This window comes from Providencia sp. (assembly GCF_052096715.1).
In the GTDB taxonomy this organism is placed as follows: domain Bacteria; phylum Pseudomonadota; class Gammaproteobacteria; order Enterobacterales; family Enterobacteriaceae; genus Providencia.
Map to the genome: position 1 here is coordinate 189,719 of NZ_JBQDNB010000005.1, position 24,252 is coordinate 213,970.

The 24,252-nt window shown below is 40.4% G+C and carries 22 protein-coding genes and 3 pseudogenes; 17 read left to right on the top strand and 8 right to left on the bottom strand.

Annotated features, from left to right (window positions below; genetic code table 11):
- Window positions 1-98 precede the first annotated feature (98 nt).
- The 11 genes from ACTH6U_RS06525 (at window position 99) to fabG (ending at window position 11,855) form a co-directional block, all read left to right on the top strand.
- Window positions 99-299, top strand: a complete 201-nt coding sequence (locus tag ACTH6U_RS06525) for a DUF4762 family protein (RefSeq protein ID WP_294107014.1) — start codon at window positions 99-101, stop codon at window positions 297-299.
- A gap of 87 nt (window positions 300-386) precedes the next feature.
- Window positions 387-1,067: a DsbA family protein gene (locus ACTH6U_RS06530; protein ID WP_336430774.1), complete on the top strand. Its 681-nt coding sequence runs from the start codon at window positions 387-389 to the stop codon at window positions 1,065-1,067.
- On the top strand, window positions 1,064-2,020 hold the full coding sequence (locus tag ACTH6U_RS06535) for an ABC transporter (RefSeq protein WP_434720375.1): 957 nt from the start codon (window positions 1,064-1,066) through the stop codon (window positions 2,018-2,020). The genes ACTH6U_RS06530 and ACTH6U_RS06535 overlap by 4 nt, the downstream gene beginning before the upstream one ends.
- Before the next feature lie 5 nt (window positions 2,021-2,025).
- Window positions 2,026-4,239, top strand: a complete 2,214-nt coding sequence (locus tag ACTH6U_RS06540; RefSeq protein ID WP_441831846.1) for a peptidase domain-containing ABC transporter — start codon at window positions 2,026-2,028, stop codon at window positions 4,237-4,239.
- Window positions 4,236-5,411, top strand: a complete 1,176-nt coding sequence (locus tag ACTH6U_RS06545) for an efflux RND transporter periplasmic adaptor subunit (RefSeq protein ID WP_441831847.1) — start codon at window positions 4,236-4,238, stop codon at window positions 5,409-5,411. The genes ACTH6U_RS06540 and ACTH6U_RS06545 overlap by 4 nt, the downstream gene beginning before the upstream one ends.
- A gap of 2 nt (window positions 5,412-5,413) precedes the next feature.
- Window positions 5,414-7,378: an ABC transporter permease gene (locus ACTH6U_RS06550; protein ID WP_336430602.1), complete on the top strand. Its 1,965-nt coding sequence runs from the start codon at window positions 5,414-5,416 to the stop codon at window positions 7,376-7,378.
- Window positions 7,375-8,808: a TolC family protein gene (locus ACTH6U_RS06555; RefSeq protein WP_441831848.1), complete on the top strand. Its 1,434-nt coding sequence runs from the start codon at window positions 7,375-7,377 to the stop codon at window positions 8,806-8,808. Before ACTH6U_RS06550 ends, ACTH6U_RS06555 begins: the two co-directional genes overlap by 4 nt.
- A complete protein-coding gene (locus ACTH6U_RS06560; protein WP_441831849.1) occupies window positions 8,805-10,058 on the top strand; it encodes a beta-ketoacyl-[acyl-carrier-protein] synthase family protein in 1,254 nt (417 codons plus the stop codon). The genes ACTH6U_RS06555 and ACTH6U_RS06560 overlap by 4 nt, the downstream gene beginning before the upstream one ends.
- Entirely contained in the window at window positions 10,055-10,849 is a 795-nt protein-coding gene (locus ACTH6U_RS06565) for a protein dehydratase (protein WP_441831850.1), read from the top strand. The genes ACTH6U_RS06560 and ACTH6U_RS06565 overlap by 4 nt, the downstream gene beginning before the upstream one ends.
- A gap of 16 nt (window positions 10,850-10,865) precedes the next feature.
- The gene (locus tag ACTH6U_RS06570) at window positions 10,866-11,117 is read left to right on the top strand and encodes an acyl carrier protein (RefSeq protein ID WP_294107008.1); all 252 of its coding nucleotides are present in this window, start codon (window positions 10,866-10,868) and stop codon (window positions 11,115-11,117) included.
- Window positions 11,118-11,855, top strand: coding sequence for a 3-oxoacyl-ACP reductase FabG (gene fabG / locus ACTH6U_RS06575; protein WP_434720382.1), 738 nt, complete (start codon window positions 11,118-11,120; stop codon window positions 11,853-11,855).
- A gap of 147 nt (window positions 11,856-12,002) precedes the next feature.
- Here fabG and ACTH6U_RS06580 read toward each other — a convergent pair.
- The 3 genes and pseudogenes from ACTH6U_RS06580 to ACTH6U_RS06590 all read right to left on the bottom strand — a co-directional run bounded on the left by ACTH6U_RS06580 (window position 12,003) and on the right by ACTH6U_RS06590 (window position 14,841).
- Window positions 12,003-13,010: pseudogene (locus ACTH6U_RS06580) on the bottom strand (alpha/beta hydrolase).
- A 150-nt stretch (window positions 13,011-13,160) separates the two neighbouring features.
- The gene (locus ACTH6U_RS06585) at window positions 13,161-13,640 is read right to left on the bottom strand and encodes a cyclophilin-like fold protein (RefSeq protein WP_441831851.1); all 480 of its coding nucleotides are present in this window, start codon (window positions 13,638-13,640) and stop codon (window positions 13,161-13,163) included.
- Window positions 13,618-14,841 (bottom strand): MFS transporter, encoded by a 1,224-nt coding sequence (locus ACTH6U_RS06590; RefSeq protein WP_441831852.1) that lies wholly within the window; start codon window positions 14,839-14,841, stop codon window positions 13,618-13,620. Before ACTH6U_RS06590 ends, ACTH6U_RS06585 begins: the two co-directional genes overlap by 23 nt.
- 114 nt (window positions 14,842-14,955) lie before the next feature.
- Between ACTH6U_RS06590 and ACTH6U_RS06595 the strand changes: the two genes are divergently transcribed.
- The 3 genes and pseudogenes from ACTH6U_RS06595 to ACTH6U_RS06605 all read left to right on the top strand — a co-directional run bounded on the left by ACTH6U_RS06595 (window position 14,956) and on the right by ACTH6U_RS06605 (window position 17,511).
- Complete coding sequence (locus ACTH6U_RS06595; RefSeq protein ID WP_441831853.1) at window positions 14,956-15,852, top strand: LysR family transcriptional regulator; 897 nt, start codon at window positions 14,956-14,958, stop codon at window positions 15,850-15,852.
- Between the two features lie 225 nt (window positions 15,853-16,077).
- Window positions 16,078-16,413 (top strand): annotated as a pseudogene (locus ACTH6U_RS06600) (aldo/keto reductase); the annotation flags it as partial.
- A gap of 108 nt (window positions 16,414-16,521) precedes the next feature.
- Entirely contained in the window at window positions 16,522-17,511 is a 990-nt protein-coding gene (locus ACTH6U_RS06605; RefSeq protein ID WP_441831854.1) for an aldo/keto reductase, read from the top strand.
- A 58-nt stretch (window positions 17,512-17,569) separates the two neighbouring features.
- On the opposite strand, the gene ACTH6U_RS06610 is transcribed toward ACTH6U_RS06605, so the two are convergent.
- Window positions 17,570-18,463 carry a LysR family transcriptional regulator gene (locus ACTH6U_RS06610; RefSeq protein ID WP_441831855.1) on the bottom strand — a complete coding sequence of 298 codons (894 nt, stop codon included), beginning with the start codon at window positions 18,461-18,463 and terminating at the stop codon, window positions 17,570-17,572.
- Window positions 18,464-18,664: 201 nt separating this feature from the next.
- Between ACTH6U_RS06610 and ACTH6U_RS06615 the strand changes: the two genes are divergently transcribed.
- The gene (locus tag ACTH6U_RS06615) at window positions 18,665-19,363 is read left to right on the top strand and encodes an RluA family pseudouridine synthase (protein WP_336430590.1); all 699 of its coding nucleotides are present in this window, start codon (window positions 18,665-18,667) and stop codon (window positions 19,361-19,363) included.
- An 18-nt stretch (window positions 19,364-19,381) separates the two neighbouring features.
- On the opposite strand, the gene ACTH6U_RS06620 is transcribed toward ACTH6U_RS06615, so the two are convergent.
- Window positions 19,382-20,257: a LysR family transcriptional regulator gene (locus ACTH6U_RS06620; RefSeq protein ID WP_441831856.1), complete on the bottom strand. Its 876-nt coding sequence runs from the start codon at window positions 20,255-20,257 to the stop codon at window positions 19,382-19,384.
- Window positions 20,258-20,353: 96 nt separating this feature from the next.
- Here ACTH6U_RS06620 and ACTH6U_RS06625 point away from each other — a divergent pair, with 96 nt between their 5' ends.
- Complete coding sequence (locus tag ACTH6U_RS06625; RefSeq protein ID WP_441831857.1) at window positions 20,354-21,361, top strand: nitrilase family protein; 1,008 nt, start codon at window positions 20,354-20,356, stop codon at window positions 21,359-21,361.
- Between the two features lie 297 nt (window positions 21,362-21,658).
- Here the strand turns inward: ACTH6U_RS06625 and ACTH6U_RS06630 are convergent, their stop codons facing one another.
- Both ACTH6U_RS06630 and ACTH6U_RS06635 read right to left on the bottom strand, forming a co-directional pair.
- Window positions 21,659-22,198 carry a DUF2058 domain-containing protein gene (locus tag ACTH6U_RS06630; RefSeq protein WP_294110228.1) on the bottom strand — a complete coding sequence of 180 codons (540 nt, stop codon included), beginning with the start codon at window positions 22,196-22,198 and terminating at the stop codon, window positions 21,659-21,661.
- A gap of 169 nt (window positions 22,199-22,367) precedes the next feature.
- The gene (locus tag ACTH6U_RS06635) at window positions 22,368-22,850 is read right to left on the bottom strand and encodes a cold-shock protein (RefSeq protein ID WP_294110353.1); all 483 of its coding nucleotides are present in this window, start codon (window positions 22,848-22,850) and stop codon (window positions 22,368-22,370) included.
- A 279-nt stretch (window positions 22,851-23,129) separates the two neighbouring features.
- Here ACTH6U_RS06635 and ACTH6U_RS06640 point away from each other — a divergent pair.
- A pseudogene (locus ACTH6U_RS06640) lies at window positions 23,130-23,240 on the top strand (MerR family DNA-binding transcriptional regulator); the annotation flags it as partial.
- Window positions 23,241-23,304: 64 nt separating this feature from the next.
- Here ACTH6U_RS06640 and ACTH6U_RS06645 read toward each other — a convergent pair.
- The gene (locus tag ACTH6U_RS06645; protein WP_441829271.1) at window positions 23,305-24,240 is read right to left on the bottom strand and encodes a fimbrial protein; all 936 of its coding nucleotides are present in this window, start codon (window positions 24,238-24,240) and stop codon (window positions 23,305-23,307) included.
- Window positions 24,241-24,252: the final 12 nt, after the last annotated feature.

A 24,252-nucleotide genomic window follows, 5' to 3' on the forward strand; every position in this document is an offset into this window, starting at 1 on the left:
CTTCATATCAGAAATAGAATTGTAAGAATTTATTGGTAAATCGTTTATCAATAGAGTGTTGTTTTATTTAATTAATATACATTTAAAAAGGAAACAAAATGAAAAAGTTAAATGCTACTGAAGCTGCAAATATCGTTGGTGGAACAAGTAAAGTATGTTCAGACTCTTATGAAAAAATCATTGTTGGTGGTGTTTCATCTTGTAAGCTAATTACAACATGTACTGACAAGCATGGTAATAAAACTTACCAAGCTCAAACTGCTGATGATGCTAAATGTGCAGGCCCAATCGCACCATAAGATTTAATTAGTTTTATTTAATTAATATATACATGGGGATTTATCTCCATGTATTTTCATAAAAGAATGGAATTAACTGTTATGAATATGCATTTCAAACCAAAAACCCTTACTCTTTATACACTATTTGTTATTATTGCGTCTTCCCTCATAACGGTTTTGTTCTATCATATTTTTGTCTTCAAAACATTTTCAAATGATGACAATCAAAATTCTTCTTTTTTTGAATTTAGTACTGAACAAGTTTTATTAAGCCCAATAAAAGAAGATAACAGTATTATCGAAGTTTTATCCTATGGTTGTCATTACTGTGCAATTAATGATGAAAACATTAGTAAATTTGTAAAGACACTACCTGAAAATGCCACATTTAAAGTCATCCATTTGACAATCACTAACGGTGAAGGGCTAGCCGCTTATGCGCCTATTTTTGCAACATTAGAAGAAATGGGTATAGAGTTTAAATTACGTTCAAGTCTATATGATTCTGTAATTAATAAAAAAATTGAATTAGCTAAAAAAGACATACTCGAAAATTGGCTAAAGCAAAATGATATTAATGTCACTGAATATCTAAAAGTCAGTCAAAGTCAGGCAGTCCAAGAACGACTCAAATATATGGCTGATATCACTAAATATTATCAAATTACTGGCACCCCCGCTTTTATTATTAATAAACGTTATGTGGTTTATCAAGATCGCGATTTTCCTGAGTTTGCTGATTACATGATTGAATTACTAGATAAAAGTAAAAAGGAGTCACAGTGATTCAGTTTTTAATTGTTTGGACGGTTTTCAGCGCGAAAAATTGCTTGATGCCGTTTAAAAAAGGATATGAAAAGCTCAGCCATAGTGCGTTGAGCTCTTTACGCTTTTTACTGCATCACGGCAATATCGCATCAATATTCGTTATATCTCGAGGTCTTGCTCGCATGGGGATCTTGGGACGGAAATATCAGAATCATAATAAAGTTGCCACCGAGAATTTCCGCAGTTTAATGAAAACTAACGGCTATATTGATGCAAGCTGGATTGCAGTTCGTCGCTTTATTTTAGAAGAAGCAGCAACTTGGGGACAAAATCGCCATATTATTGCTCAAGTTCAAGCTTGTACGCTCGCTCTCAATAACGTTGTCGAACCCCTTCATCAGCAAAAAAAGCCCATTGTTCTTGCCCCCCTACATATGGTTTCAGATGTTCTTGCCACTATGGTCGGCGCGGGTGTTACACCAGGTAGTGCCACCGTTGTTGTTTCCTCTAGTGCTGAACAACAAAAATATAATATGTCTGCTCGGGAACTAGGTGCTGTCAATTTATCTTACTGTTCAATTCATCAAGATAATAAATCTTTGGCCAGCAGCCTAATGACGTTAATGACAGAAACGGCGACAGGTCAGAAAAACATGATTGTTTTTCCTGATATAACCCCTGATTACACAATTCAAACCGAAGAAGGGATGTCGAGTAAATTATCATGCCAATTATTTAATCGCCCAGCCAAACTCCACAATGGAGTCATACGATTATCTAACGCGATTTCAGCGCAGGTTATTTTCTACCATTTGTATTATCAAAATGGGCTACAAATCAAAATATATTCTCCTGTTGCGGCTAAAGATGTCGCAGCTCAAATGCCAGTGATTATCGAAAATGCAATTCGCGATTATCCCCATGACTGGCTTCTATGGCATAGCCATTCACTTTATTTTATTAATCATTAATAATAATGAAAAACATTATTCCAAGTCTTATCTATCAGGAAGAAACTAATGAGTGTGGGCTAGCTTGTATTGCAATGCTGGCACAAACTCAAGGGTTATCTATTTCTCTCGATACCTTACGTGAAGTTTATCCTGCTTCCGATCACGGGACTTCTTTGATCGACCTTTCAACTATCTTAACCAATTACGGCATTGCGACAACACCGGTACTTTTTGAGCACAATGAGTTAAATAGCCTACCACTCCCTGCTATTTTACATTACGGCGCAAATCACTTTGTCGTACTTGCATATCGTAAAGGGCAAAATGTCTGTGTAATGAATCCCGCCATTGGACAACAATGGCTGCCTTTTGCTGCCTTAAAGGCTGAAATTAGTGGGTATGCACTCATTTTAGAGCCTGAAACTGCACTAAATAAAATTGAATCCCTCACAGCAGCCGCAGCAGCAGAATCAACAACAAAAAATACATCGAATAGTCGGAAGGTTCCTCATGCGATGAGCCTCAAAGAAACTGCGGTTGTTCGAAATATTTATTGGTTAATGACATTCACTTTCTTAGTTTCACTAACACTTTTTTTAATGCCGGCTATGGTGAGCAATGCAATAAACCAAGCCTTCTCTGATGCAAAAAATGCGATTTTTCCCTATGGTTGGTTTATCCTCGCCTTTGTTGGTGCAACATTGCTTGCCCTTGCCGTACGAATGGTAAGTGAGCGATTTGTAAAACATTTTGTCTTAATCAATAGCGGTGTGGGATTCTCACGTTTACTCAGCAATCCATTACGCTTCTTCGAAAAACGTGCCCCTGGCGATATTTTTAGCCGCTTTGTGGCGTGGCAAGGCGCGTTAACTGCAAAAGTTGAACTTGATAATGGATTACGTACAGATTGGATAATCTGTGCCATCGCTCTCGGTGTCATGTTTTGGATAGCGCCGGTTTTAGCGGCGATTTCAGCGGCCGGTGTCACCATCATGGGGCTTATCAGCGTTTGGGCAATCATTCGTGACCGTTGGTATACGCAGCAACTACAGCTCAAGGCCGCCGAACTCAATGATTTCTTCATGGAAACGCTGCAAGGCATCCTCACCATTAAAACAGCAGGGTTAGAGAATCAACGTAAAGCGCAATTTGCATGGTTAAGCCGTGAATTATTTACGTGCATGCAACGAAGGAATGTTTACCAACAAATTAAAGATGGCATCTATCAATTAACGGGTAGCTTAGAAATGGTCATTTTTATGTTAGTGATTTTACCAATGGTTGCTAACGACTTAATTTCGCTAGGTGATTTTTTTGCTTATAGTTTCTTACGTCAGATTTTCACCTCATATATCACGCGTATCTTCTATGCCATTATTCATAAATCACAACTACATATTATTGATACCCGAGTTCATTCTTTGTTTCCTAAAAAGAATGAAGAAAATATTACGCCATTTAAAGAAAAGCACCCTACAGGTAAAGCGCCCCATCTCGCCTTTGAGCATATTCACTTTAACTATGATCCAATCAAACCCATTTTAAATGATATTTCTTTAGATTTACCTTCGGGTACACAGATAGCCATCGTCGGGGAGTCCGGAGCAGGTAAAAGTACATTATTAAGAGTGATAGCTGGATTATTCGCCGCACAACAAGGCGAATGTCATTCGAATGGTGACCTTGTCAGTACCCAGCAATTAACGCAACTGGTTTGCTTACAAAGCCAAGAAGATATTTTATTCAATGCGACAGTGTTGGAAAACATTACATTATTTGACCCCAACTTCCGCGAAAAAGATCGCAAAATTATTGAGCAATTGCTCGAAAATCTCGCATTGGGAACAGTCATCAATAGCTTACCGGGTGGTTTAAACGCACTGATAAGAGAAAGTCATTCCGCGCTTTCACTTGGGCAGCGTCAACGCCTCTTATTGGCTCGTTCACTATATAGCGCTCGCCCTATTCTTCTACTCGATGAACCCACGGCTAATTTAGATGAAGAAACCGCAAAAACCGTGATGGAAACTATCCAGTCTCATTGTCGTAAGGCAGGGAAAACGCTCATCGTTGTGACACACAGCGATAAAATCACGGTTCGTTTTAATCATATTTATCGACTCATTGATGGCAATCTCAAGCAACAATATCCATCAAATAAAAATGAGTTTAAAACAACCGATACTGCTAAGCCTGCATCCTCTTTGCTAACCACAACAGAGGAATTAACACAATGATGACTCGCCACGTCAAACTGAAATCATTAATAAAAATACTTCGCTCGCCCAAAGTGCTTGGTATTGCTGTATTGCTATTCATGATTGTCGTTGGAAACCTATTTTGGCAGGCACCAACATCAGCGCAACACGAAACAATAATTCTATCCGTTGAGCGTGGCGATATCGAAAAAATTGTCATGGTGACGGGTATTTTGAAACCTTCGGTACAAGTTAACGTCGGTGCTCAGGTTAATGGACAGATTAAAAAATTATTTGTTCAACAGGGCGATAAAATTGTTAAAGGCCAACTACTTGCTGAAATTGACCCGACCATTCAGCAATCTGAATTAAAAAATGCAACCGCACAACTCTTGAGCACACAAGCGCAAAAACGAGCAGCAGAAGCAACCTTGATGCAGTATATCAAAGCTTACAAACGCCAAGTCATGATGCAACGTGATGGTTCTGGTATTCGAAGTGAATATGAGCAAGCACAAGCGCAATATGAAGCCCAGTTACAACAAGTCAATGTCAATGATGCGATGATCATTCAGTCTGAAATGGCAGTACAAACGGCACAAGCTAATTTGAACTTTACACGTATTGTCGCGCCAATTAGTGGTGAAGTTCTGGGAATTGTCGCCAATGAGGGGCAAACCATCGTTTCGTCACAAACAGCTCCGACTATCTTAGTGCTGGCTAATCTCGATAAAATGCAGATTCAAACACGCATTTCTGAAGCTGATATTCAGAAAATTCATTCGGGACAATCTTTAACATTTCATGTTATCGCTAATCCCGAAAAACAGTATGAAAGTACAATGGGCTATGTACAACCCATACCCTCCGAAGCCCTTGAAGAAAAAAACAACTCAGGTGGACAGCAAAGTGGGGCAGTTTACTACAATGGCACATTTGAAGTTGATAATGCCAATCGTGAATTAAAAACCTCGATGACCGCTCAGGTTTTCATTCGTGTTGCTGAAGTCAAAAATGCCTTACGTTTACCGGTTAGTGCACTAGGGCGCTCTGTCGGTATCAATCAATATGAAGTCATCGTCATTGATAATGGAAAATCGGAAGTTCGTACTGTAAAAATTGGTCTCAATGATCGCCATTTTGTCGAGGTCATTGATGGGATAGAAGAAGGCGAACGCGTTGTCATTCAGCCAGATAGTGTTGTGAGTTAACGATGAAACACTATCAGTCATCATCCGAGCCAATAATTAAACTCAATCATGTTTTCCGTGAATTCTCTGCGGGAACACAAACAATTCCTGTGCTGAATGATATTTCACTATCAATAAACCAAGGAGAAATGGTCGCCATCATTGGTGCATCTGGCTCAGGAAAATCAACCTTGATGAATATTATTGGCTGTTTAGATAAGCCATCTCAAGGTGAAATTTTTATCAATGGTATTGCAGTTCATGAGGTAGATAACGAACAACTCGCGGAATTACGCAGTCAATATCTCGGTTTTATTTTTCAACGCTATCATTTAATGCCGTACCTTACGGCTGAAGAAAATATTGCCATTCCCGCTTTATATACGGCAATGCCAGAAGCTGAACGCATCACTCGAACTAAGTTCTTAGCTGAAAAATTAGGTTTACGCGAACGTTTAAACCATAAACCGTATCAATTATCGGGCGGTCAACAACAGCGAGTCAGTATTTGTCGCGCATTAATCAATGGTGCTCGTGTGATTTTAGCTGATGAACCCACGGGGGCATTAGATAGCGTTAGTGGTAAAGCATTGATGGATGTCTTGCACCAATTACATCTTGATGGGCACACAATCATTATTGTCACGCACGATAGAAATATTGCTGAGCAAACTCAGCGAATTATTGAAATCAGTGATGGCAAGATTGTGGCTGATAATCAAAATGATGCATTACAAAAAACAGGAATTCCACATAATTTCCCGCCAGTCAAAGATAACGGGCGAGCCTCTCTTGGGAGAAGTATTCATGAATCAATCCGCATGGCTTGGCGCTCATTAATCGGACATCGTATGCGAGCATTCTTATCAATGCTTGGCATTATTATTGGCATTTCCTCCGTCGTATCATCAATGGCCGTGGGTGAAGGGGCAAGACGTACCATCATGGATGAAATCGGAAAACTCGGCAGTACAACCCTTGAAATTCGCCCCGGAACAGGATGGGGGTCGAAACGCCCAGATATGGAGCGTGCGTTATCACTTAACGATATCAAAAGCCTGAAAAAATTTTCATGGATTGAGCAAATTTCCCCTGTTACCAGCAGTATGACGATTGTTGTTAATAAAGGACTCGACTTTTCAATTCTGCTCAATGGTGTTTCTGATGAGTATTTTGCGGCGCAAGGGTTTCAGATTTTACAAGGCAGTAATTTTAGCCCATTAGACGTAGCAGATAATGCACCCGTTATTGTTTTGGATGAAACCAGCCGAGAAGTGTTATTTACGCCAGAGGAAGATCCTTTAGACCAAATAGTGCAAATAGAAGGCTCGCCATGGCGAATTATCGGTATCGCTCGCAAATCTGGGCCAAAAATGTCGAGTGGATTTATTATGGGTTGGACCCCCCACACCGCATTACAACAACGCGTTTTAGGTGACAAACCAATAGAGTATATTTCGTTACGTTTTCCTGAAACCTTGACACCTAAACAAGCTGAAATACAAGTTGAGCAGCTTTTATTACGTGAACATGGCAAAAAAGACTTTTTTATTCAATCTGATGACCAGTTGGCAAATGCGTTACAAAAAACGTCTGATTCAATGTCATTACTCATTACATCTATCGCTGCTATCTCTTTATTAGTCGGTGGCGTTGGGGTGATGAATATTATGTTGGTATCCGTCACTGAACGTACGCACGAGATTGGTATTCGCCTATCGGTCGGCGCTCGCCCTGCCGATATCATGAATCAATTTTTAATTGAGGCCATCCTAATTTGTTCCCTTGGCGGACTAATCGGCATCGCAGGTTCCTGGGTTGCGGGGACTATTTTTGCTCAAGTCACCACTCAATTTACGATGGTTTTTACCTTATTACCGGTTTTACTCGCTTGTGGCTTCTCTGCGCTAATTGGACTTATTTTCGGTTATTTTCCTGCACGTAGAGCAGCCAAACTTAATCCGACAGAGGCATTGGCTCGCGAATGAATATCAAGCAGCTCTCTTTACACACTATTTTACTTTCAATACTGCTATTACTCAGTGCTTGCGGGAGCTTTACACGAACAGAATATCAGCGCCCACCGCTTGAGTTACCCCTGTCGTGGGATGAAAAAATCAAGCACTCTTCAAATAGGAATGACGTCATCAATTCACCACAGCACCAGAATTTATCCGCAGAGTGGTGGAAAAAATTTAACGACCCTAAGTTATCCCAACTGATCGCCCAAGTTTTAGAAAACAACAATGACTTGGCTGCCGCTGCGATCAAATTAAAATTAGCACGGAACATGGCAGGATTGACCAATACCAATATCACGCCGAGTTTTACCTTGGATGGTTCGGTGAGTAACACAAAATCAATCCGTCATGGCTCCCCTTCCCAAGAAAGTTATAGCTCGGGTTTATCGTTAAATTACGAGGTCGATTTATGGGGGAAGTTAGCAAGAATTCGTGAGAAAAATGAGTGGGAAGCTATCGCAACAGAACAGGATTATCACGCAACAACATTAACCGTAATCAATACTACAACACAATTATATTGGAATATTGCGTTGTTAAATCAACAAATTAATAATTTTACGGCTAGCCAAAAAATTGCAGAAAAAAGCCTGCAACAGGCTCAATCATGGTATTTGGCTGGTAAAGTTGGGAAACTCGATTTATTACAATCAAAACAAACAGTAATCAGCCGCAAAAATGAATTACGCAAGCTAATGAAAGAGCGCGACAGTTTACGCAATGCGTTAGCCTTGTTGTTAAATCGACCAGCAGAGAAACATGTCAGTGAATTAGCCTTTATTGATAGTAATCAACGAATTGAAATCCAGCACTCAACCCCTTTGGCCGTGTTAGCACAACGCCCGGATATTCAGGCTGCCGAATCGCGTTTACGTTCAGCATTAGCCGACTCGGATGCAGCCAGACTGAGTTTCTATCCCACATTATCCCTTCAAGGTGCCTTAAATGCAGGTAGCCAACTCTTCACTCAGTGGTTTAGTGACCCGACGCGAGTGGTAGGAGGCGCGGTTTCATTACCCTTTATTCAATGGAATACCGTGCAGCTCACCATCGAGCAATCCGATTTACAGGTGCAACAAGCAGCGGTGTCATTTCGAAGTACTGCATATAGTGCACTGGCAGAGGTTGATAATGCGATGGAAGCACGCTTCACCGCAGAAGAACTAAAAAGTCGCCTACAAGACTCATTAGCACTCAGTCGACAACGATTAAAACTAACAGAAAGCCGTTATCGCGCTGGTGTTCTGGATTATCAAACATTGCTGAATGCTGAAGATGACCTTTTATCTCTAGAAAATTCATTAGCACAAAATCAATACGACTATCTTTATGCAACGCTACAACTTTGGTTAGCACAAGGTGGCGGTAGCACTCAACCAGAGGACAACCAATCATGAATCAAAAAACTCACTTTAATCGCGTTGTTGTAACGGGGTATGGTGCTGTCACTCCCCTTGGTGATACTGCACAAGCCTGCTGGCAAGCCATTATGGATAAACAACTCGGCTACCGGCTCGTCGATAAAACAGAAAAAAATATCCAGTGCCATTTTTTAGGACTAATTGATAACGAACCGAGTTTAAAAGGCGTACCTGCGGCTATCCGCCGTCGCTTACCACGCCACTCACGATTAGCGTTAGGCGCTGCTCGTGAAGCAATGGAGATGGCTTTTTCTGGCAGTTCCCCCACTGAATATTATGACCCCCTGATGTGTGGTGTGATTATGGGAACAGGATGGGCGGGACTCGATGAAAGCTATATGTCAGTGAGTGAGTTCGAAAAAACGGGTGTGACATCGCCATTCAACTGTTTTTATGCCATGCCCAATGCGACTACCGCAGCCTGTAGTCAATTTTGGAACTTACGCGGATACCAAAATACTACGATAGCGGCCTGCGCCACCGGAACTATCGCGATTGGCGATGCATTTGAAGTCATTCGAAGCGGCCGTGCCGCAATGATGTTAGCAGGTGCAGGGGAATCATTACGAACAGATTGCGCTGTATGGAATATCGATATACTCGGTGCGTTAACCCATGAAGCCGCCGATCCCACACGAGCGAGCTGCCCATTCAGTGCAGACAGAAGTGGTTTTGTCCTTTCTGAAGGCGCGGCAGTCCTGTGTTTAGAAGAGCGTGAAAGTGCAATTGCACGTGGCGCAACTATTTTAGGTGAAATCACAGGCTATGCTAATTTTTCAGATGCTTTTGATTTTACTTCACCAGCGGAAGACTGTTTGGCGCGGGTTAAAACAATTCAAATGGCATTACAGCAAGCCGATATTGAGCCTGAAGCATTAGATTACATCAACGCCCATGGCACCTCGACAGCCTTGAACGATCTCAATGAAACTGAATCACTTAAAAAGGCCTTAGGTTCCGCCGCTTATAAGATCCCCATTTCTAGTACTAAATCATATTCAGGGCATTTAATTGCCGCCGCAGGTAGCTTTGAGTCGATTATTTGCTTACAAGCTATTCAAAATGGCGTTATGCCAGCAACCGCTAATCTATCAAACCCAGATCCTGAATGTGACCTTGATTATATTCCAAATGAGCATCGTACAGGCAATATTGAACGAACACTGAACCTTAGCTTCGGCTTTGGTGGTGCTAACGCCGCGCTAATTTTGGAAAAATCAAAATGAAGCCCTTACATTACACCCTAAAGGATGCTCACCACTGGGCGGCGTTTTCAGGTGACTATAACCCAATCCATTTTGACCTTAATTGGGTACAAGCACAGGGCCTTGATCAGCTCAGTGTTCATGGTATGCGCGTATTATTAGACGCGAAACAATTTGCCAGTAAGCAAATTTGTCATGACGTAGCGCCAAATAACGCTTATATAAAATGTGTTGTACGACTACGCAATCCATTATGGAACGATAAAACCTATCATTTAGTAACTCGAAACAAAGCGGGTTCCGTCGCCGTCTTATCTGCTGAGGATCAAAAAAATAGCTTAACGTGTCAGCTATCTTCGCTAAATACTTTTGATTTGAATGATTCAGAAACAATGAACTGCCTATCTTCAGATGAGGTGGCAATATTACAATCATCATTCGCTGTTTTTTCAAAAGAACTATATGACTGGCAATTTATTGATGCCGTTATGTTTCAATATTTGATACATGATGATGCCCTACTACGCCAAGAAAATATTGCAACTTGGCTACCGGAAGGTACAACCTTAAAAGATATTTTTTCAGATTATCCAATCGTTCAAACACATCAAGAAATCATCTTTGAAAGCAGCCTACTTCAAAAATGGGTACCCGCCGTTACCCCTGAACCTATTCATATCAGTATTCAACCTTCATTAGTTATCGGTGACATAGAAACTGGATTACTAATTTGTATTAAAACAATTGCTCGTTATAAAAATAAATTAGTGAGTAATTCCATAACATTAAAAGTTAACTCTAAAAGCAAATAGAACAAAGGACAATACGATGAGTCAATATCAAAATATTTATATCAAAATTAGTGAAATGATCTGTGATGCTAAAGATTTAGAAACAGAGGATATGAATGAAAACCTAACATTAATCCAACTAGAGTTTGATAGCTTAGATTATGTTGAATTAATGGTACTTGTAAAACGTGAGTTTAACCTCTCATTAGACGCTGATTTTTTCATTCAACACCCTAATATTTCAGTGAAAATATTATGTGAACATATCGACAAGGAGTCTGAATCTTAAATGGCAGATAAATGGGTACTCATTACAGGTGGAAGCCGAGGTATTGGGCAAGCACTCGTGACTGAATTATTATCCCATTGGAATGTGGTTTTTACTGGGCGTAGTACTGAGGGTATTTCAAATGCATTAGCGTCCTTTAAAAATACACATTCTGATACGTGGGTAAAAGGATACCAATGTGATGGTAAAGATGAAAAACAAGTCAAAGCACTCACTCAATCTTTATTAGAAACATTCGGTGAACCTGCTGCGATTATTCATAATGCTGGTATTACGAGGGATGCGTTACATATTCATCAAGATGCTGAGGTTTGGCGAGATGTTATGGATAACAATATCATTTCTATTATTAATTGGAACCGTGAGTTACTGCCATCAATGCTAATGGCGCGTAATGGTTCGATTGTTTTAATGTCATCCGTCACCGGATTAAAAGGCAACATTGGCCAAACAGCATACGCAGCAAGTAAATCAGCAATGATAGGCATAACGCGTTCATTAGCCCATGAAATAGGACGTTTTGGTTTACGTGTTAATTGTGTTGCGCCAGGGCTTATTGACAGTGATATGACCAACGCAATGCCGGAAGCTAAGCTAAAAGCAATGTGCAAAAATATTCCATTGCGCCGATTAGGACAACCCCAAGAAGTCGCTAAAACGGTTAAGTTTCTCATCGGAGAAGATAGCCAATATCTAACAGGACAAACTATTGTCTTAGATGGTGGTTTAACGGCTTAGTTATTATTTAATAAAATTAAACTTATTTTTAAATCCGGAGAGTTTTTAACTTTCCGGATATTTTTCTATTTTAAAACGTATGCTTACTAAGCTCATATATCAAAGTAAATTAATGAGTTTTATTTATAAAAACAATCATATCCTAACTCATAGATTTTGTTGAAAAAATTCAGTTAATTTATCAAAAGGAATTTTATTTATATTGTCATATAAATCAACATGATCTGCCTTTGGAATAATCAATAACTCTTTTGGTTCAGAGGCCTGTTTATAAACATCTTCAGAATAATATCGAGAGTGTGCATTCTCCCCAGCGATTAATAAAATAGGCCTTGGTGAGATCATGTCAATATTGGCGTGCATCGGAAAATTAAAAAACGATATCGGCGTTGTTGCCGTCCATGCAGTCGATGAATTAATTGATCTAGGGTGGAAGCCTCTAGGCGTGCGGTAATAATCGTAAAATGCCGCTAATACGGTAGGTGCGTTCTCAGGTTAGGTTTCCGGTAAAACTCGTTGTCCTTTGATAATATTGCCATTTTCATCAAAAGGAACTTCGTGATAACCAAGCGCATAGTCACCCTTCTCAGCATCTTCCCAACGCTGTTGACTAAGGTAATCAATCACTTTTTGGCGTTGCTCAACGGTATAACTATCTTGATATCCACGGCTAATACTGCGAGACATATCGTACATTGAAGCCGTTGCAACTGCTTTGATTCGTGAATCACTGGTAGCGGCAGTCAATGCCATTCCACTCAAACCGCATATGGCTAAAACACCAATACGATCTCGGTCAACATTTGGCTGCATTCCTAAAAAATCTATCGCAGCACTAAAATCTTCAGTGTTGATATCCGCTGAAGCGACATTGCGTGGCTCACCTCCACTTTCCCCAGTAAACGACGGGTCAAATGCTAATGTAATAAAACCACGCTCCGCTAACGTTTGCGCATATAAACCAGAGGATTGCTCTTTTACTGCACCAAAAGGACCACTGAGCGCAATTGCTGCTAATTTTTCATGCCTATTTTTAGGTTGATATAAATCAGCCACTAATACCAAGCCATATCTATTTTTAAAACTTACTTTTTGGTGCTCAACGTTCTCACTTTTTGCAAAAGTTTTATCCCACTTTTGATTCAGTAATGGCATTGATTGAGCCGAGGCAGGAGTTACTATCACCGATGCAATACTGGCAACGGCAAGACTGGCTCCCGTTAATTTCAGTAAATGACGACGTTCATTATTAAGCGGATATTTTGATGATTTTTGTCGATAACTATTCATAAAATTAACCCTCTGTTAGTTTTCTTGGAAAAGCACTATCGTGACTTGCTTCGCTGATTTAAATTTCAAATGTTCAATACCTTGAGTAATTTTCCCCAATCGAATTAAGCCCGATGAATAATGAAATCTCTGATAAAAAATGGCGATATTTCCCCAAGGTGCATAATAAGCAATGTCACCTATTTCTGGTGCTATCCCTTCAGGGGTATTTCGAGTCAGTAATTTGCGTGGAAGATAAGTGATTTTTTCCGTAGCGGCATAATCAGCAAGTTCAACGGTTATTGGTAATAAGGCAATAAAATCACGTACGGTTTCGGTATCATCCAATTTCCCTATAACTACTTGGTTATCTACACGTATTTGTATAAGGTGTGTTTTTACCTTCTGACCCACAGAAGTGTCACTGGCATAAACGGATTGAATCGAGTTAAAAAGCGAAATCAACATGCAAAGGCATAAAGATATCGTAATTTTATTCGGTGATATTCTCGACATGAACCTCTCCTTCAGTCTTAGCCGTAAACTTAACCAATATGGCTGCAATCACTAGAAATAGCGCACTGAAAACAAAAGCACTTTGATAACCACTAATATCAAAAAGCAAACCGCCAACCGTAGAACCCAACGCGATAGAAAGTTGAATAACAGCCACCATTAAACCACCACCCGCTTCTGCATTATTTGGAAAAATTCGCGGCACCCAACTCCACCAGCCAACAGGTGCTGCTGTTGATATCAATCCCCAAATTCCTAATAAAATCATGACGGCAACTAGCGAATGACCAAAAGCAATAAGAGATAAAGCAGCTATGGTCATTAATAATGGTATCGCTGCTAATGTTCGATAAAGTCCACGTTTTAATACGTTCCCTACTAAGAGCGTCCCAATAAATCCTGCAATGCCCATAATTAATAAAATTAACGTCACCATCGAAATATCAATTTTTGTAACGGTTTCAAGGAAAGGACGAACATAGGTAAACAGCGTGAATTGACCCATGAAGAAAAATCCAACAGCTAGCATGCCAAGGGCAATAACACGACGCTTAAATAACGTAAAAATAGTGAAAATATGCTGATTATTTCGGTTAGACAATAGATTAGGTGGCATCGAAGGCAAACTCACCCACAGCCAAATAATGGCAAGTACTGCAATAGGAACTAGGCAAAAAAATGCGCCTCGCCATCCCACAACCGCACCTAAAAAAGCCCCCAATGGCGCCGCAATTACCATTGCTAGTGCATTACCACTATTAAAAATGGCTAAAGCGCGAGGTACTTGATTTATCGGTACTAAACGCATGGCTATAGCGGCAGACATCGACCAAAATCCGCCAACAACAACACCGATTAATGCCCGACCTACCATATAAACATAATAATTTGAGGCTAAAGCAATCAGAGCACCCGAGAGTCCCATAATCGCCGTTAATCCCAATAATAAGGTTTTACGATTTATTCCTTTCGTTAATACAGAAATAAACAAACTGGTGATCACCGCAAAAAAACCTGAAATAGTGATACCTTGACCAGCCATACCTTCAGTGACTTGAAAATCACGAGCAAGAGGTGTCAATAAACTCACAGGCATAAATTCTGATGCTATCAACACAAAGACACATAAGGTCATAGCAAAAACCGCACTCCAATTTGCATTTTGGGGCTGCGGTTCTTTTTGTAAAATAGCGTTATCCATCCCGTTCATTCCCTCTTATTTATAAATCACAAATTAATGGACACTATGATGGCATAGGGTAGATAATTTAATTAGTAGGCATAATCTTTATGAACTTGTGAGAAAAATTCACTAATGACAAAAAGCAAAATGAACGACTTACACGCCTTTCTTATCGTTGCTCAAGAACAGAGTTTTACTAAAGCGGCAGCAAGACTTGGTGTGACACCCTCGGCATTAAGCCACACCATTCGACTTTTAGAAGAACGATTAGGTATTCGTTTATTAGCAAGAACAACACGTAATGTCTCTGCGACCGAAGCGGGTGAACAGCTAATGAATGCAATTAGTCCTCTATTTGAGCAAATTGATGCTGAACTTAACGCACTTGGTGAGCTGAGAGATAAACCACGGGGAACTATTCGTTTAAGCTGCACAGACGACCAAATTGAATTGTATATTCGCCCCATGCTCAAAGAATTTTTACAACAATATCCCGATATTACGCTAGAAATGTATGTCGATTACGGATTTACTAATGTTGTAGAAGAACGTTTTGATGCAGGTATTCGCATTGGCGATGAGATCAATAAGGACATGATAGCAGTACGAATTGGACCAAACTGGCGCTTAATTGCTGTTGGCTCGCCATCTTACTTTGAATCCTCTCCAAAACCTTTAATTCCTGATAATCTCATTCAGCATCAATGTATTAACATTCGCCACCGAGCCGCTGGTATTATTTATGCGTGGGAGTTTGAACATGAAGGTCGTGCTTTTAGTATGAAACTCGATGGGCAATTAGTCTTTAATAGCACCCTCCACCAGCTGAATGCCGCTCTTGATGGAATGGGAATAGCCTATATTCCTGAACATTTAGCCGAACCTTATATCACTAGCGGCAAGCTACAAGCAGTATTAACAGATTACAGCCCTTATTTTGAAGGCTTTCATTTATATTATCCAAACCGTCGTCAATCCTCACCTGCTTTTATGGCTTTTGTTGAAGCAATACGATATAGAGCAAAATAACCATAACAAAATAAATATTAGTTATTATCGATACATTAGTAATCACAACCTTTTGTATTATAACATTATTACTTCACCTCTCCCCCTCGACTTTCTTAAGTGGTTTTTTATTTAGTTAATCTGAATTCATGAATTTTGCTCATAAGCGCTAGAAAATAACAGCCTCTAATCTAATCAATAAATTTACGTTATGCTTTATCTCACAGGTAGCAAAAGGAGTTAAATATGCAAACGGTCAAATTAAATAATGATATTGAAATGCCACTTTTAGGTTTCGGCGTATTTCAAATGACAGATGCCGCCGAGTGTGAGCGCGCAGTGCTTGACGCACTAGAAACAGGGTATCGATTAATTGATACCGCAGCTTCTTATCAAAATGAGAGCCAAGTTGGGAATGCACTCAAACAAAGCGAAATACCAAGAGAAGAGTTATTTATAACAACAAAATTATGGTTAGAAGGCGCGAGTTATGAAGGTGCCAAAGCACAATTTGAACGTTCGCTAAATCGCCTACAGCTTGATTACGTTGATCTCTATCTTATCCACCAGCCCTACGGCAACGAGTGCCTTTTTCTCTCATCGAAATCCTGCCATGGTTGAGTGGTTAGCAAATCGTAAACTGGATGTATAACAAAACAAACAATGAACGCAGTTATTAGGAACTAAACCATGAAAAAACGTTATCTCGGTAAATCTAATCTTGAAGTTTCTGCTCTTGGTCTAGGTTGTATGGGACTAAGCCATGGCTATGGTCCTGCTACTGATACACATAAAGCCATTGAATTAATTCGTGCGGCGGTTGAACGGGGTGTAACCTTTTTTGATACCGCGGAAGTGTATGGTCCATACCTAAATGAAGAAGTCGTCGGTGAGGCCTTAAAGCCATTTCGTGACAAAATAGTTATTGCCACAAAATTTGGTTTTAACTTAGGAAATGATAATAAACAGCAGCTTTTAAACAGCCGCCCTGAACATATTCGTGAAGCCGTCGAAGGCTCACTACGTCGGCTCAAAACAGACGTTATCGACCTGCTTTATCAGCATCGCGTTGACCCTGATGTCCCGATTGAAGATGTCGCAGGTGCAATCAAAGATCTGATTGCTGAAGGTAAGGTTAAACACTTTGGCCTTTCTGAAGCGAGTGTACAAACAATTCGCCGGGCTCATGCAATCCAACCCGTTACTGCATTACAAAGTGAATATTCTTTATGGTGGCGCGAACCTGAAGACGAAATATTGCCTGTACTTGAAGAACTTGGCATTGGATTTGTGCCATTCAGTCCATTAGGTAAAGGGTTTTTAACTGGTGCGATTAAAACAAGTACCACCTTTGGCGATGATGACTTTCGCAGTAAAGTACCACGCTTCAGTGCTGAATCTCTTGAGGCAAATGAACAATTAATTTCATTATTATCTGAGCTTGCCGCAGAAAAAGGCGTTACTTCAGCACAAATTGCACTCGCTTGGTTACTTGCACAAAAACCGTGGATTGTGCCTATCCCAGGTACAACTAAATTACATCGTTTAGATGAAAACCTTGGCGCCGTGGATATCACGCTGACTCAACATGATTTACAAAAAATAGCGCATGCACTTAATACAGTGAAAATTATTGGCGAACGCTACCCTTCTGCATTACAAGCACTGATTAATCGTTAATATGAATTAGGGCTGATTACAGTTGCTAAAACCACTGTATCAGCCTTATTTTTAAATATTATTCATGATGGCGTAGAGCATCAATTAATAATGCAAATGCGGGAAGGTGCTGTTTTCTACTTGGATAATAAAGGTAATAACCTGAAAATGTTGGGCACCAATCATCCAGAACTTGAATAAGCTCACCAGATTTCACCGCCTCTTGAACTGTATCCTCTGGCACACAAGCAACCCCAAATCCAGATAACACAGCATCAATTCGCTCCGACAATAAATTAAAGGTCAGTTGCCCTTCAACTTTCACGCGCAACGATTTCCCTTCTTTTTCAAATTCCCAATGATACAAACCACCCGCCGAAGGAAGACGCATATTAATGCAGCGATGATGCTGCAAATCATGTGGGGTTTGCGGTATATCGTGGGATGCAAAATAACTAGGTGCTCCAACGACAACCAGACGCATATCCGGCCCAATACGCACAGCAATCATATCCTTATCAACACTTTCCCCCAAACGTACTCCTGCATCAAAACGGCCATCAACAATATTCACAAAACCATTATCAACGACCAACTCAATATTGATATCGGGGTGCATTCGCAGAAATGGTTTTAATTTTGGCCAAAGAAGACTACGAGCTGCATGCTCCCCCGTAGAGAGGCGGATATTACCTGAAACCGTTCCATTAAGCTGAATTAGGCTTTCTAATTCATATTCAAGCTCTGTCAGTTTAGGCTCGAGGCAAGCAATAATTTTTGTCCCTAACTCAGTAGGTGCAACACTGCGGGTTGTACGGGTTAAGAGCCGAATGTTCAAACGCTCTTCTAATCCCTTGATTGAATGACTCAGTGCCGATTGAGACACTCCCAATATATTGGCGGCTTTAGTAAAACTTCGTTCCCTCGCAACAACAAGAAAGATTTGCAATTCATTAAAATTATCTTTCAGCATTACACATTTCCTTAAGCCACTAGCCCTACAAACCAAATTAATAAGATTCACCCATAAATGCAATGAGTTATATTTAAGTAAGACATGAGGACTTGATAGACAATAACATCAAGAATAAATACGTTTTCTCGCCATACCCCGATTCGCCAGTCGGCTTAAAATTAGTTATCATTCATTTCAACTTTTTATCGAGATAGCCTGATGTCTAAGATTATCGATACTTTTATTGCTCCACCGTGCCATGAAGAAATTGAAAATCTCTATCAGGACGAGCATCTCGTACTTATCAATAAACCTGCCGGACTACTTAGTCTTTCGGGGAAAAACCCACAAAATCTAGACTCAGTACATCACCGATTGGTGCAGATATTTCCCGGCTGTACTCTTGTCCACCGTCTCGATTTCGGCACTTCCGGATTAATGGTGATTGCTCGCAATAAAGCGATAAACGCCGCTCTATGCCACCAATTCAGCCAACGCGCAGTCACCAAGGTATACAGCGCACTACTTTGCGGACATCTAATAGAGAATGAAGGTGTGATAGACGCCGCCATTGCAAAAGACCCTGCACTATTTCCCCGAATGTCGATTTGTGCAATCCACGGCAAACCCGCCCGTTCTTACTATCAGGTTATTGAGCGCTTCTATCATGAATTGGAAGATGGAACATTGCTTCCATTAACGCGAGTACAACTAACGCCAGAAACAGGGCGTACTCATCAACTCCGCATCCACTGTCAGCTATTGGGACACCCTATTTTGGGCTGCGACCTGTATGGTGGACTTCTACTACCCGGTACTGAACAAACTCCACGGCTAATGTTGCACGCCAGCGAACTGCACTTTGTGCACCCCATTAGCAACGAGTGGATTAAAGCCCATAATGCCAGTCCATTTTGAACACAAAAATTCGTTTGATCATAAAGCCACTGATGATGAGAGTACTGTCCTAACAAAATTATCTCTGATAGGGTCCTCTATCTTCGAATTCCACGCTAGACCTATTTGCCATGTAGTATGCGCACCTTCAAGAAGCACCAGTTTTACTTGAGACGGCAGAATATGGATAACACTCTGAGGCAATAGCGCCACCCCTTCACCCGCAGCGATAAGTGCCAATAACGTCTGAATATCATTAGCAACTAAAATAGCTGGGGGAATGATGTTATTCGCGGTAAGAAATTTGAGCCCTTGACCGGTTAAGCCTTCCCCTCGATGGTGAGAAAGTTGAAGAAGATTATGAGTTTTAATTAACTCTATTGCATTAACACCTTTTTTATAATGTTTCAGCGCTATAGCAAGAACCAATTTTTCTTCGGCAAGGGCTTTGCTTTCTAACTGATCATTAACTGGCAGCCTTACAAACCCTGCATGAAGCTTTCCTTCTATTAAAAGCTGAAGCTGTACTGCCGTAGGCATATCGTTCAGTGATACTTGAATACTGGGAAATAGCGAATGAAAAACTGCCACGCGTTCGGGAGCCAAACTAAAGGACGATATACCAAAGCCCACTTTTATCTTGCCTGTATTCCCTTTTTGAATATCTATCATCGCAGAACAAAAATTATCATAAGACATCAATACTTCATCAGCTTTATGCATTAATTGTTCCCCCGCTATAGTCAACTTGGCACCATGACGGCCACGCTGAAATAGGGTCAGGCCAGAAATACTCTCAATTGCCTGAATTTGCTTAGTTAGTGCGGGTTGCGTTATGCAAAGCTGATCCGCTGCCAAATGATACTTCCCTTGGCGTGCAAGAGTAACGAATGCACGTAATAGTTTTATATTCATTCTTTTTAGTTATCAAATAGGGGAAAAATTATGATTATACTCATTGGATTTTTTTTAGTGAAATGACGACTTAATCACCAGATTAGGACGAGTATAATGAAAAACAATCTATGCACTGCTACTGTACAATTTTGTCACCGTGCTGGCGATAAATCGTATAACTTATCAGTTATGGAAAGCTTTATCCTACAAGCTTATGAGAAAAATATAAAGATTTTAGCATTTCCCGAGATGTGCATCACCGGCTACTGGCACGTTCCAAATCTTAGCAGTGAAGAAGTCTATATGTTATCGGAATCTGCTGATGATGGCCCATCCATAACCAAAGTGGCTGCTTGGGCTGTAAAATATCAAATGGCAATAGGGGCAGGATTTATAGAGAAGGGAAGTGACGGAAAGCTCTATAACGCCTATGCGGTTTGTATGCCTGATGGTAAGCGCCATATACACAGAAAACTCCATCCTTTTGAACATCAAGAGATTTGCAAAGGAAATAGTTTTACTGTCTTTGATACCCCTTGGGGCGTTCGTGTTGGTATCCTTATTTGTTGGGATAATAACCTCACCGAAAATGCACGAATAACTGCATTACTGGGTGCTGATATCCTTATTGCCCCACATCAGACCGGAGGAACCCATTCACGCAGCCCTTTAGGTATGAAACCTATTCCAGTTAGTCTTTGGGAAAATCGACATAACAATCCCGATGAACTCATGGCTGCTTTACAGGGTGATAATGGCCGTGGCTGGTTAATGCGCTGGTTACCTTCACGCGCTCATGATAATGGTTTTTTCATTTTGTTCAGTAATGGTGTTGGCTTGGATAACGGTGAAATCCGTACTGGTAACGCCATGATTATTGACCCTTATGGGCGGATTATCACAGAAAGTCATACCTATGAAGACACAATGGTATGCGCCAATTTGGATCTAGATTTGCTCACTTCATCTACCGGAAGACGCTGGATCCACGGCCGCCGCCCCGAGTTGTACAATATTTTAAGTGAATTTCAAGGTTACGAGCGTGATTCCATTACAGCGCGCTTTTCCGAAGATATCCCTTGTTTTAATAGCAATAAAAAAGATGAAGATATATCTAAATAATTGAAGTGGTTGAAGTATATCCACTCTATACCCTAAATAATTCAAATGGCAGCTAGGCGACAAGAGAATGAGACGCTAGGAGCATACAATAGTATGTGACTAGTGCGAATGAGCGTAGTCAACAACGCTGCCGTTTGAAGTATGGCTACTTAAAAAGACTAAATACTCTAAATAATTCAAATGGCAGCTAGGCGACAAGAGAATGAGACGCTAGGAGCATACAATAGTATGTGACTAGTGCGAATGAGCGTAGTCAACAACGCTGCCGTTTGAAGTATGACGAGTATTTGACGAGTATTACCACATAAGGTCATCAGGCACCTGAAACTCCGCATACGGATCCTCATCATCCTGCGCTTCTTGGCTCAATGCGTTATTTAATACAATGCTACTCTCATCTCGTTGTGCGATTTTATCTGCAACACTTGCTGGGATAATTGCATATCCACTTACTTCGCCGTTATCTGCGACTAGGCGGGCAATCGCAAGGCGTCCACTTATTAGCTGAGATTGAGTTATTTTATCCACGACGACTTTTTTAATTAAATTATTGTCAGTGAAATTAAAATTAATATCGCCTTTTGAAATGTCGATTCGATTCATTTCAATTAATTGTTTTACCTGAGCTTTATACTCTTTAGATAACGCGGCTTGTTTTTGTTTTTCGCTTAGCGCTTTATCACGCTCAAGTTGTGCTTTCTTATTTTCTTCTACAGCTTCTCTGGCCTCACGACCCTGAACGCGTGATTTTTTAGCGGTTCTTTGGACTTTCGCCATTTTTTTGCTGGTCACTAATCCAGCTTTTAGCATCTGCTCTTGTAAGGTGAGTTTTGTCATGTTGGTTCCCAAACCCGTTCAAAGTAGTTTGTAGGATTATACCTGTAATATTGAGGCTGTACCAAGTTACAGAACTTGATAACTTTGAGTGAGTTAAATTTGAAGAGGGTTTATCTGAGGCTGGCACTGCCAGCTCTCAATCAGCGATGTTTGCTAATGACACAATATTTTAAATTTTGAGTAGTTTTACAGTGGCATCTATATCTATTTCGTCTTCAGAAAAAATTAATGTCGTATCCTGAAAAGTATTAATCGCCAATTTTTTCAATGTGCGCATTTCACCGGGTTCAGTGGCTGCCTTTGGCCTAATGCTATTCATAAGTAAACCCACAGACAATACCGCGTTGTCTTTGTCAATACGAGTATCAGCTGGCACTTCTTCGTTATAAACTAAAAAAGACTTGATAGAGGTAAGTTTAAGACGCTCGCCCGCAATAAAAATATATTTACTTTCCGGTAATACTTTTACAGCAAAAGCTGATAAGCCTTTGTTATTTGTAGTGGGTTCAAAAGTCACCGCTGCATCTTTTTTAATTAGCTCGGGATTAGCGACCTTAATCACATGAAAATAACGGTTATCGCCGTTTTCATCTTTGATAAATCCAAAACCTTTATCTTCAAACCACGTTGTGATCGTTCCATTCATCGCTATTACCGCCTACTTAATTGTTTGTCTACTCAGTTTTTTCAGCACGCAGTATAAAGCACAATGCCTGTGCAGACCACGTCTTTGGTTTAAGTCTAGATGATAAATTTTGGGGATGCGAGGGAATGACAAGTGAAAGTGCAATAGAGGCTGCCACTAGCCATGACAACGCATTAACAAGACTGCTGAGTGAATGAGTACAATAAAAAGATAAATAATGCAAAATGATAATTGACTCTCACGTAACGAGAGGCTGTAACTTACTTAGCCATGACGGAGGGATATATGCTATTTCAAGTCGGCGAGATTGCGGAAAAAACAGGGTTAACCGTTCGTACTCTTCACCATTATGAAGAAATTGGCTTATTGCTTCCAACAGCAAGAACCGATGCGGGTTTAGGCAAGGGGTTGCAACCCTCTCATCGTATTGCAGCCCCTTACTGTTCAATCTATTTATCGACTAATCATACATAAAAGTGACGCCAATCACCGATTGTACTTTTCCGGCCGTCACTTGTCCTTTCGTACGCGCATATCGCGCACTCAAACCTAAGTTAACAGCCGATGTTCCCACTCGACCTAATTGCACATTTTGGTTAGCGAGGATGGCATTGCCATTACGCACTAACTGAATCCCTACGCCTTTTGCCGTATTTGTGCCTGAAAGTGTATTAGCAAATATCGAATTACTCGTATCTGTCGTACCTGTAAGATAATAAGAAATATTCTGATTTGATGCGCAATAAATAGAAAGGGGAACCGACTGCGCATTACCAGGATATTCAGGTAATGTCACAACCACATTACGTGAAGAAACATCACATCCACCGATAGGTACAACAACATCATTATTCGCATATAAATTCCATGTGAATGTCGCTGTATGTACGTCCCCACCACCTACTATATTTGAACCGACTTGATACATAACAAGTGATGCAAAAAGAGTTCCTCTATTTATTACAACACCGCCAGCAGCTGAAACAGGCGTAAGATAAAGCTGAGTATTCCATGGTACATAAGATCCAGAAGCAAAATTCTGCTGATGGGTTGGTGAAGCTAAAGGAAACGAATAACTTGACCCATAGTATCTTAACGAACCCGTAAATTTTGAAAGGGCCCCTCCGTAAGCGGACCCTCTAATCATACTAACAAGGTCTCTTCGGATTGTAGGGTTATCATTTCGACAAAAGACAGACTGCGACAAATCAACAACTAGGTTTTGTCCTGATTGCACACTAGGCTGAAGGTTAACATAAACATTAGCTACCCCTGTCCCTGAAGCACTGTTCAACGTATTACCCGTCGAATCATAACAAGTAAAAGCATGGACAGAAAAAGTCCCAGCAAAATAAATAAACAAGTTAACCGAAAATAATTTAATAACTTTTTTTATATTCATAACTTA

What these genes read in the sequence shown, in the direction of transcription:
- ACTH6U_RS06525 (WP_294107014.1), top strand. Translation starts at nt 99, where the DNA reads ATGAAAAAGTTAAATGCTACTGAAGCTGCAAATATCGTTGGTGGAACA.
- ACTH6U_RS06530 (WP_336430774.1), top strand. Translation starts at nt 387, where the DNA reads ATGCATTTCAAACCAAAAACCCTTACTCTTTATACACTATTTGTTATT.
- ACTH6U_RS06540 (WP_441831846.1), top strand. Translation starts at nt 2,026, where the DNA reads ATGAAAAACATTATTCCAAGTCTTATCTATCAGGAAGAAACTAATGAG.
- ACTH6U_RS06545 (WP_441831847.1), top strand. Translation starts at nt 4,236, where the DNA reads ATGATGACTCGCCACGTCAAACTGAAATCATTAATAAAAATACTTCGC.
- ACTH6U_RS06550 (WP_336430602.1), top strand. Translation starts at nt 5,414, where the DNA reads ATGAAACACTATCAGTCATCATCCGAGCCAATAATTAAACTCAATCAT.
- ACTH6U_RS06555 (WP_441831848.1), top strand. Translation starts at nt 7,375, where the DNA reads ATGAATATCAAGCAGCTCTCTTTACACACTATTTTACTTTCAATACTG.
- ACTH6U_RS06560 (WP_441831849.1), top strand. Translation starts at nt 8,805, where the DNA reads ATGAATCAAAAAACTCACTTTAATCGCGTTGTTGTAACGGGGTATGGT.
- ACTH6U_RS06565 (WP_441831850.1), top strand. Translation starts at nt 10,055, where the DNA reads ATGAAGCCCTTACATTACACCCTAAAGGATGCTCACCACTGGGCGGCG.
- ACTH6U_RS06570 (WP_294107008.1), top strand. Translation starts at nt 10,866, where the DNA reads ATGAGTCAATATCAAAATATTTATATCAAAATTAGTGAAATGATCTGT.
- fabG (WP_434720382.1), top strand. Translation starts at nt 11,118, where the DNA reads ATGGCAGATAAATGGGTACTCATTACAGGTGGAAGCCGAGGTATTGGG.
- ACTH6U_RS06585 (WP_441831851.1), bottom strand. Translation starts at nt 13,640, where the DNA reads ATGTCGAGAATATCACCGAATAAAATTACGATATCTTTATGCCTTTGC.
- ACTH6U_RS06590 (WP_441831852.1), bottom strand. Translation starts at nt 14,841, where the DNA reads ATGGATAACGCTATTTTACAAAAAGAACCGCAGCCCCAAAATGCAAAT.
- ACTH6U_RS06595 (WP_441831853.1), top strand. Translation starts at nt 14,956, where the DNA reads ATGACAAAAAGCAAAATGAACGACTTACACGCCTTTCTTATCGTTGCT.
- ACTH6U_RS06605 (WP_441831854.1), top strand. Translation starts at nt 16,522, where the DNA reads ATGAAAAAACGTTATCTCGGTAAATCTAATCTTGAAGTTTCTGCTCTT.
- ACTH6U_RS06610 (WP_441831855.1), bottom strand. Translation starts at nt 18,463, where the DNA reads ATGCTGAAAGATAATTTTAATGAATTGCAAATCTTTCTTGTTGTTGCG.
- ACTH6U_RS06615 (WP_336430590.1), top strand. Translation starts at nt 18,665, where the DNA reads ATGTCTAAGATTATCGATACTTTTATTGCTCCACCGTGCCATGAAGAA.
- ACTH6U_RS06620 (WP_441831856.1), bottom strand. Translation starts at nt 20,257, where the DNA reads ATGAATATAAAACTATTACGTGCATTCGTTACTCTTGCACGCCAAGGG.
- ACTH6U_RS06625 (WP_441831857.1), top strand. Translation starts at nt 20,354, where the DNA reads ATGAAAAACAATCTATGCACTGCTACTGTACAATTTTGTCACCGTGCT.
- ACTH6U_RS06630 (WP_294110228.1), bottom strand. Translation starts at nt 22,198, where the DNA reads ATGACAAAACTCACCTTACAAGAGCAGATGCTAAAAGCTGGATTAGTG.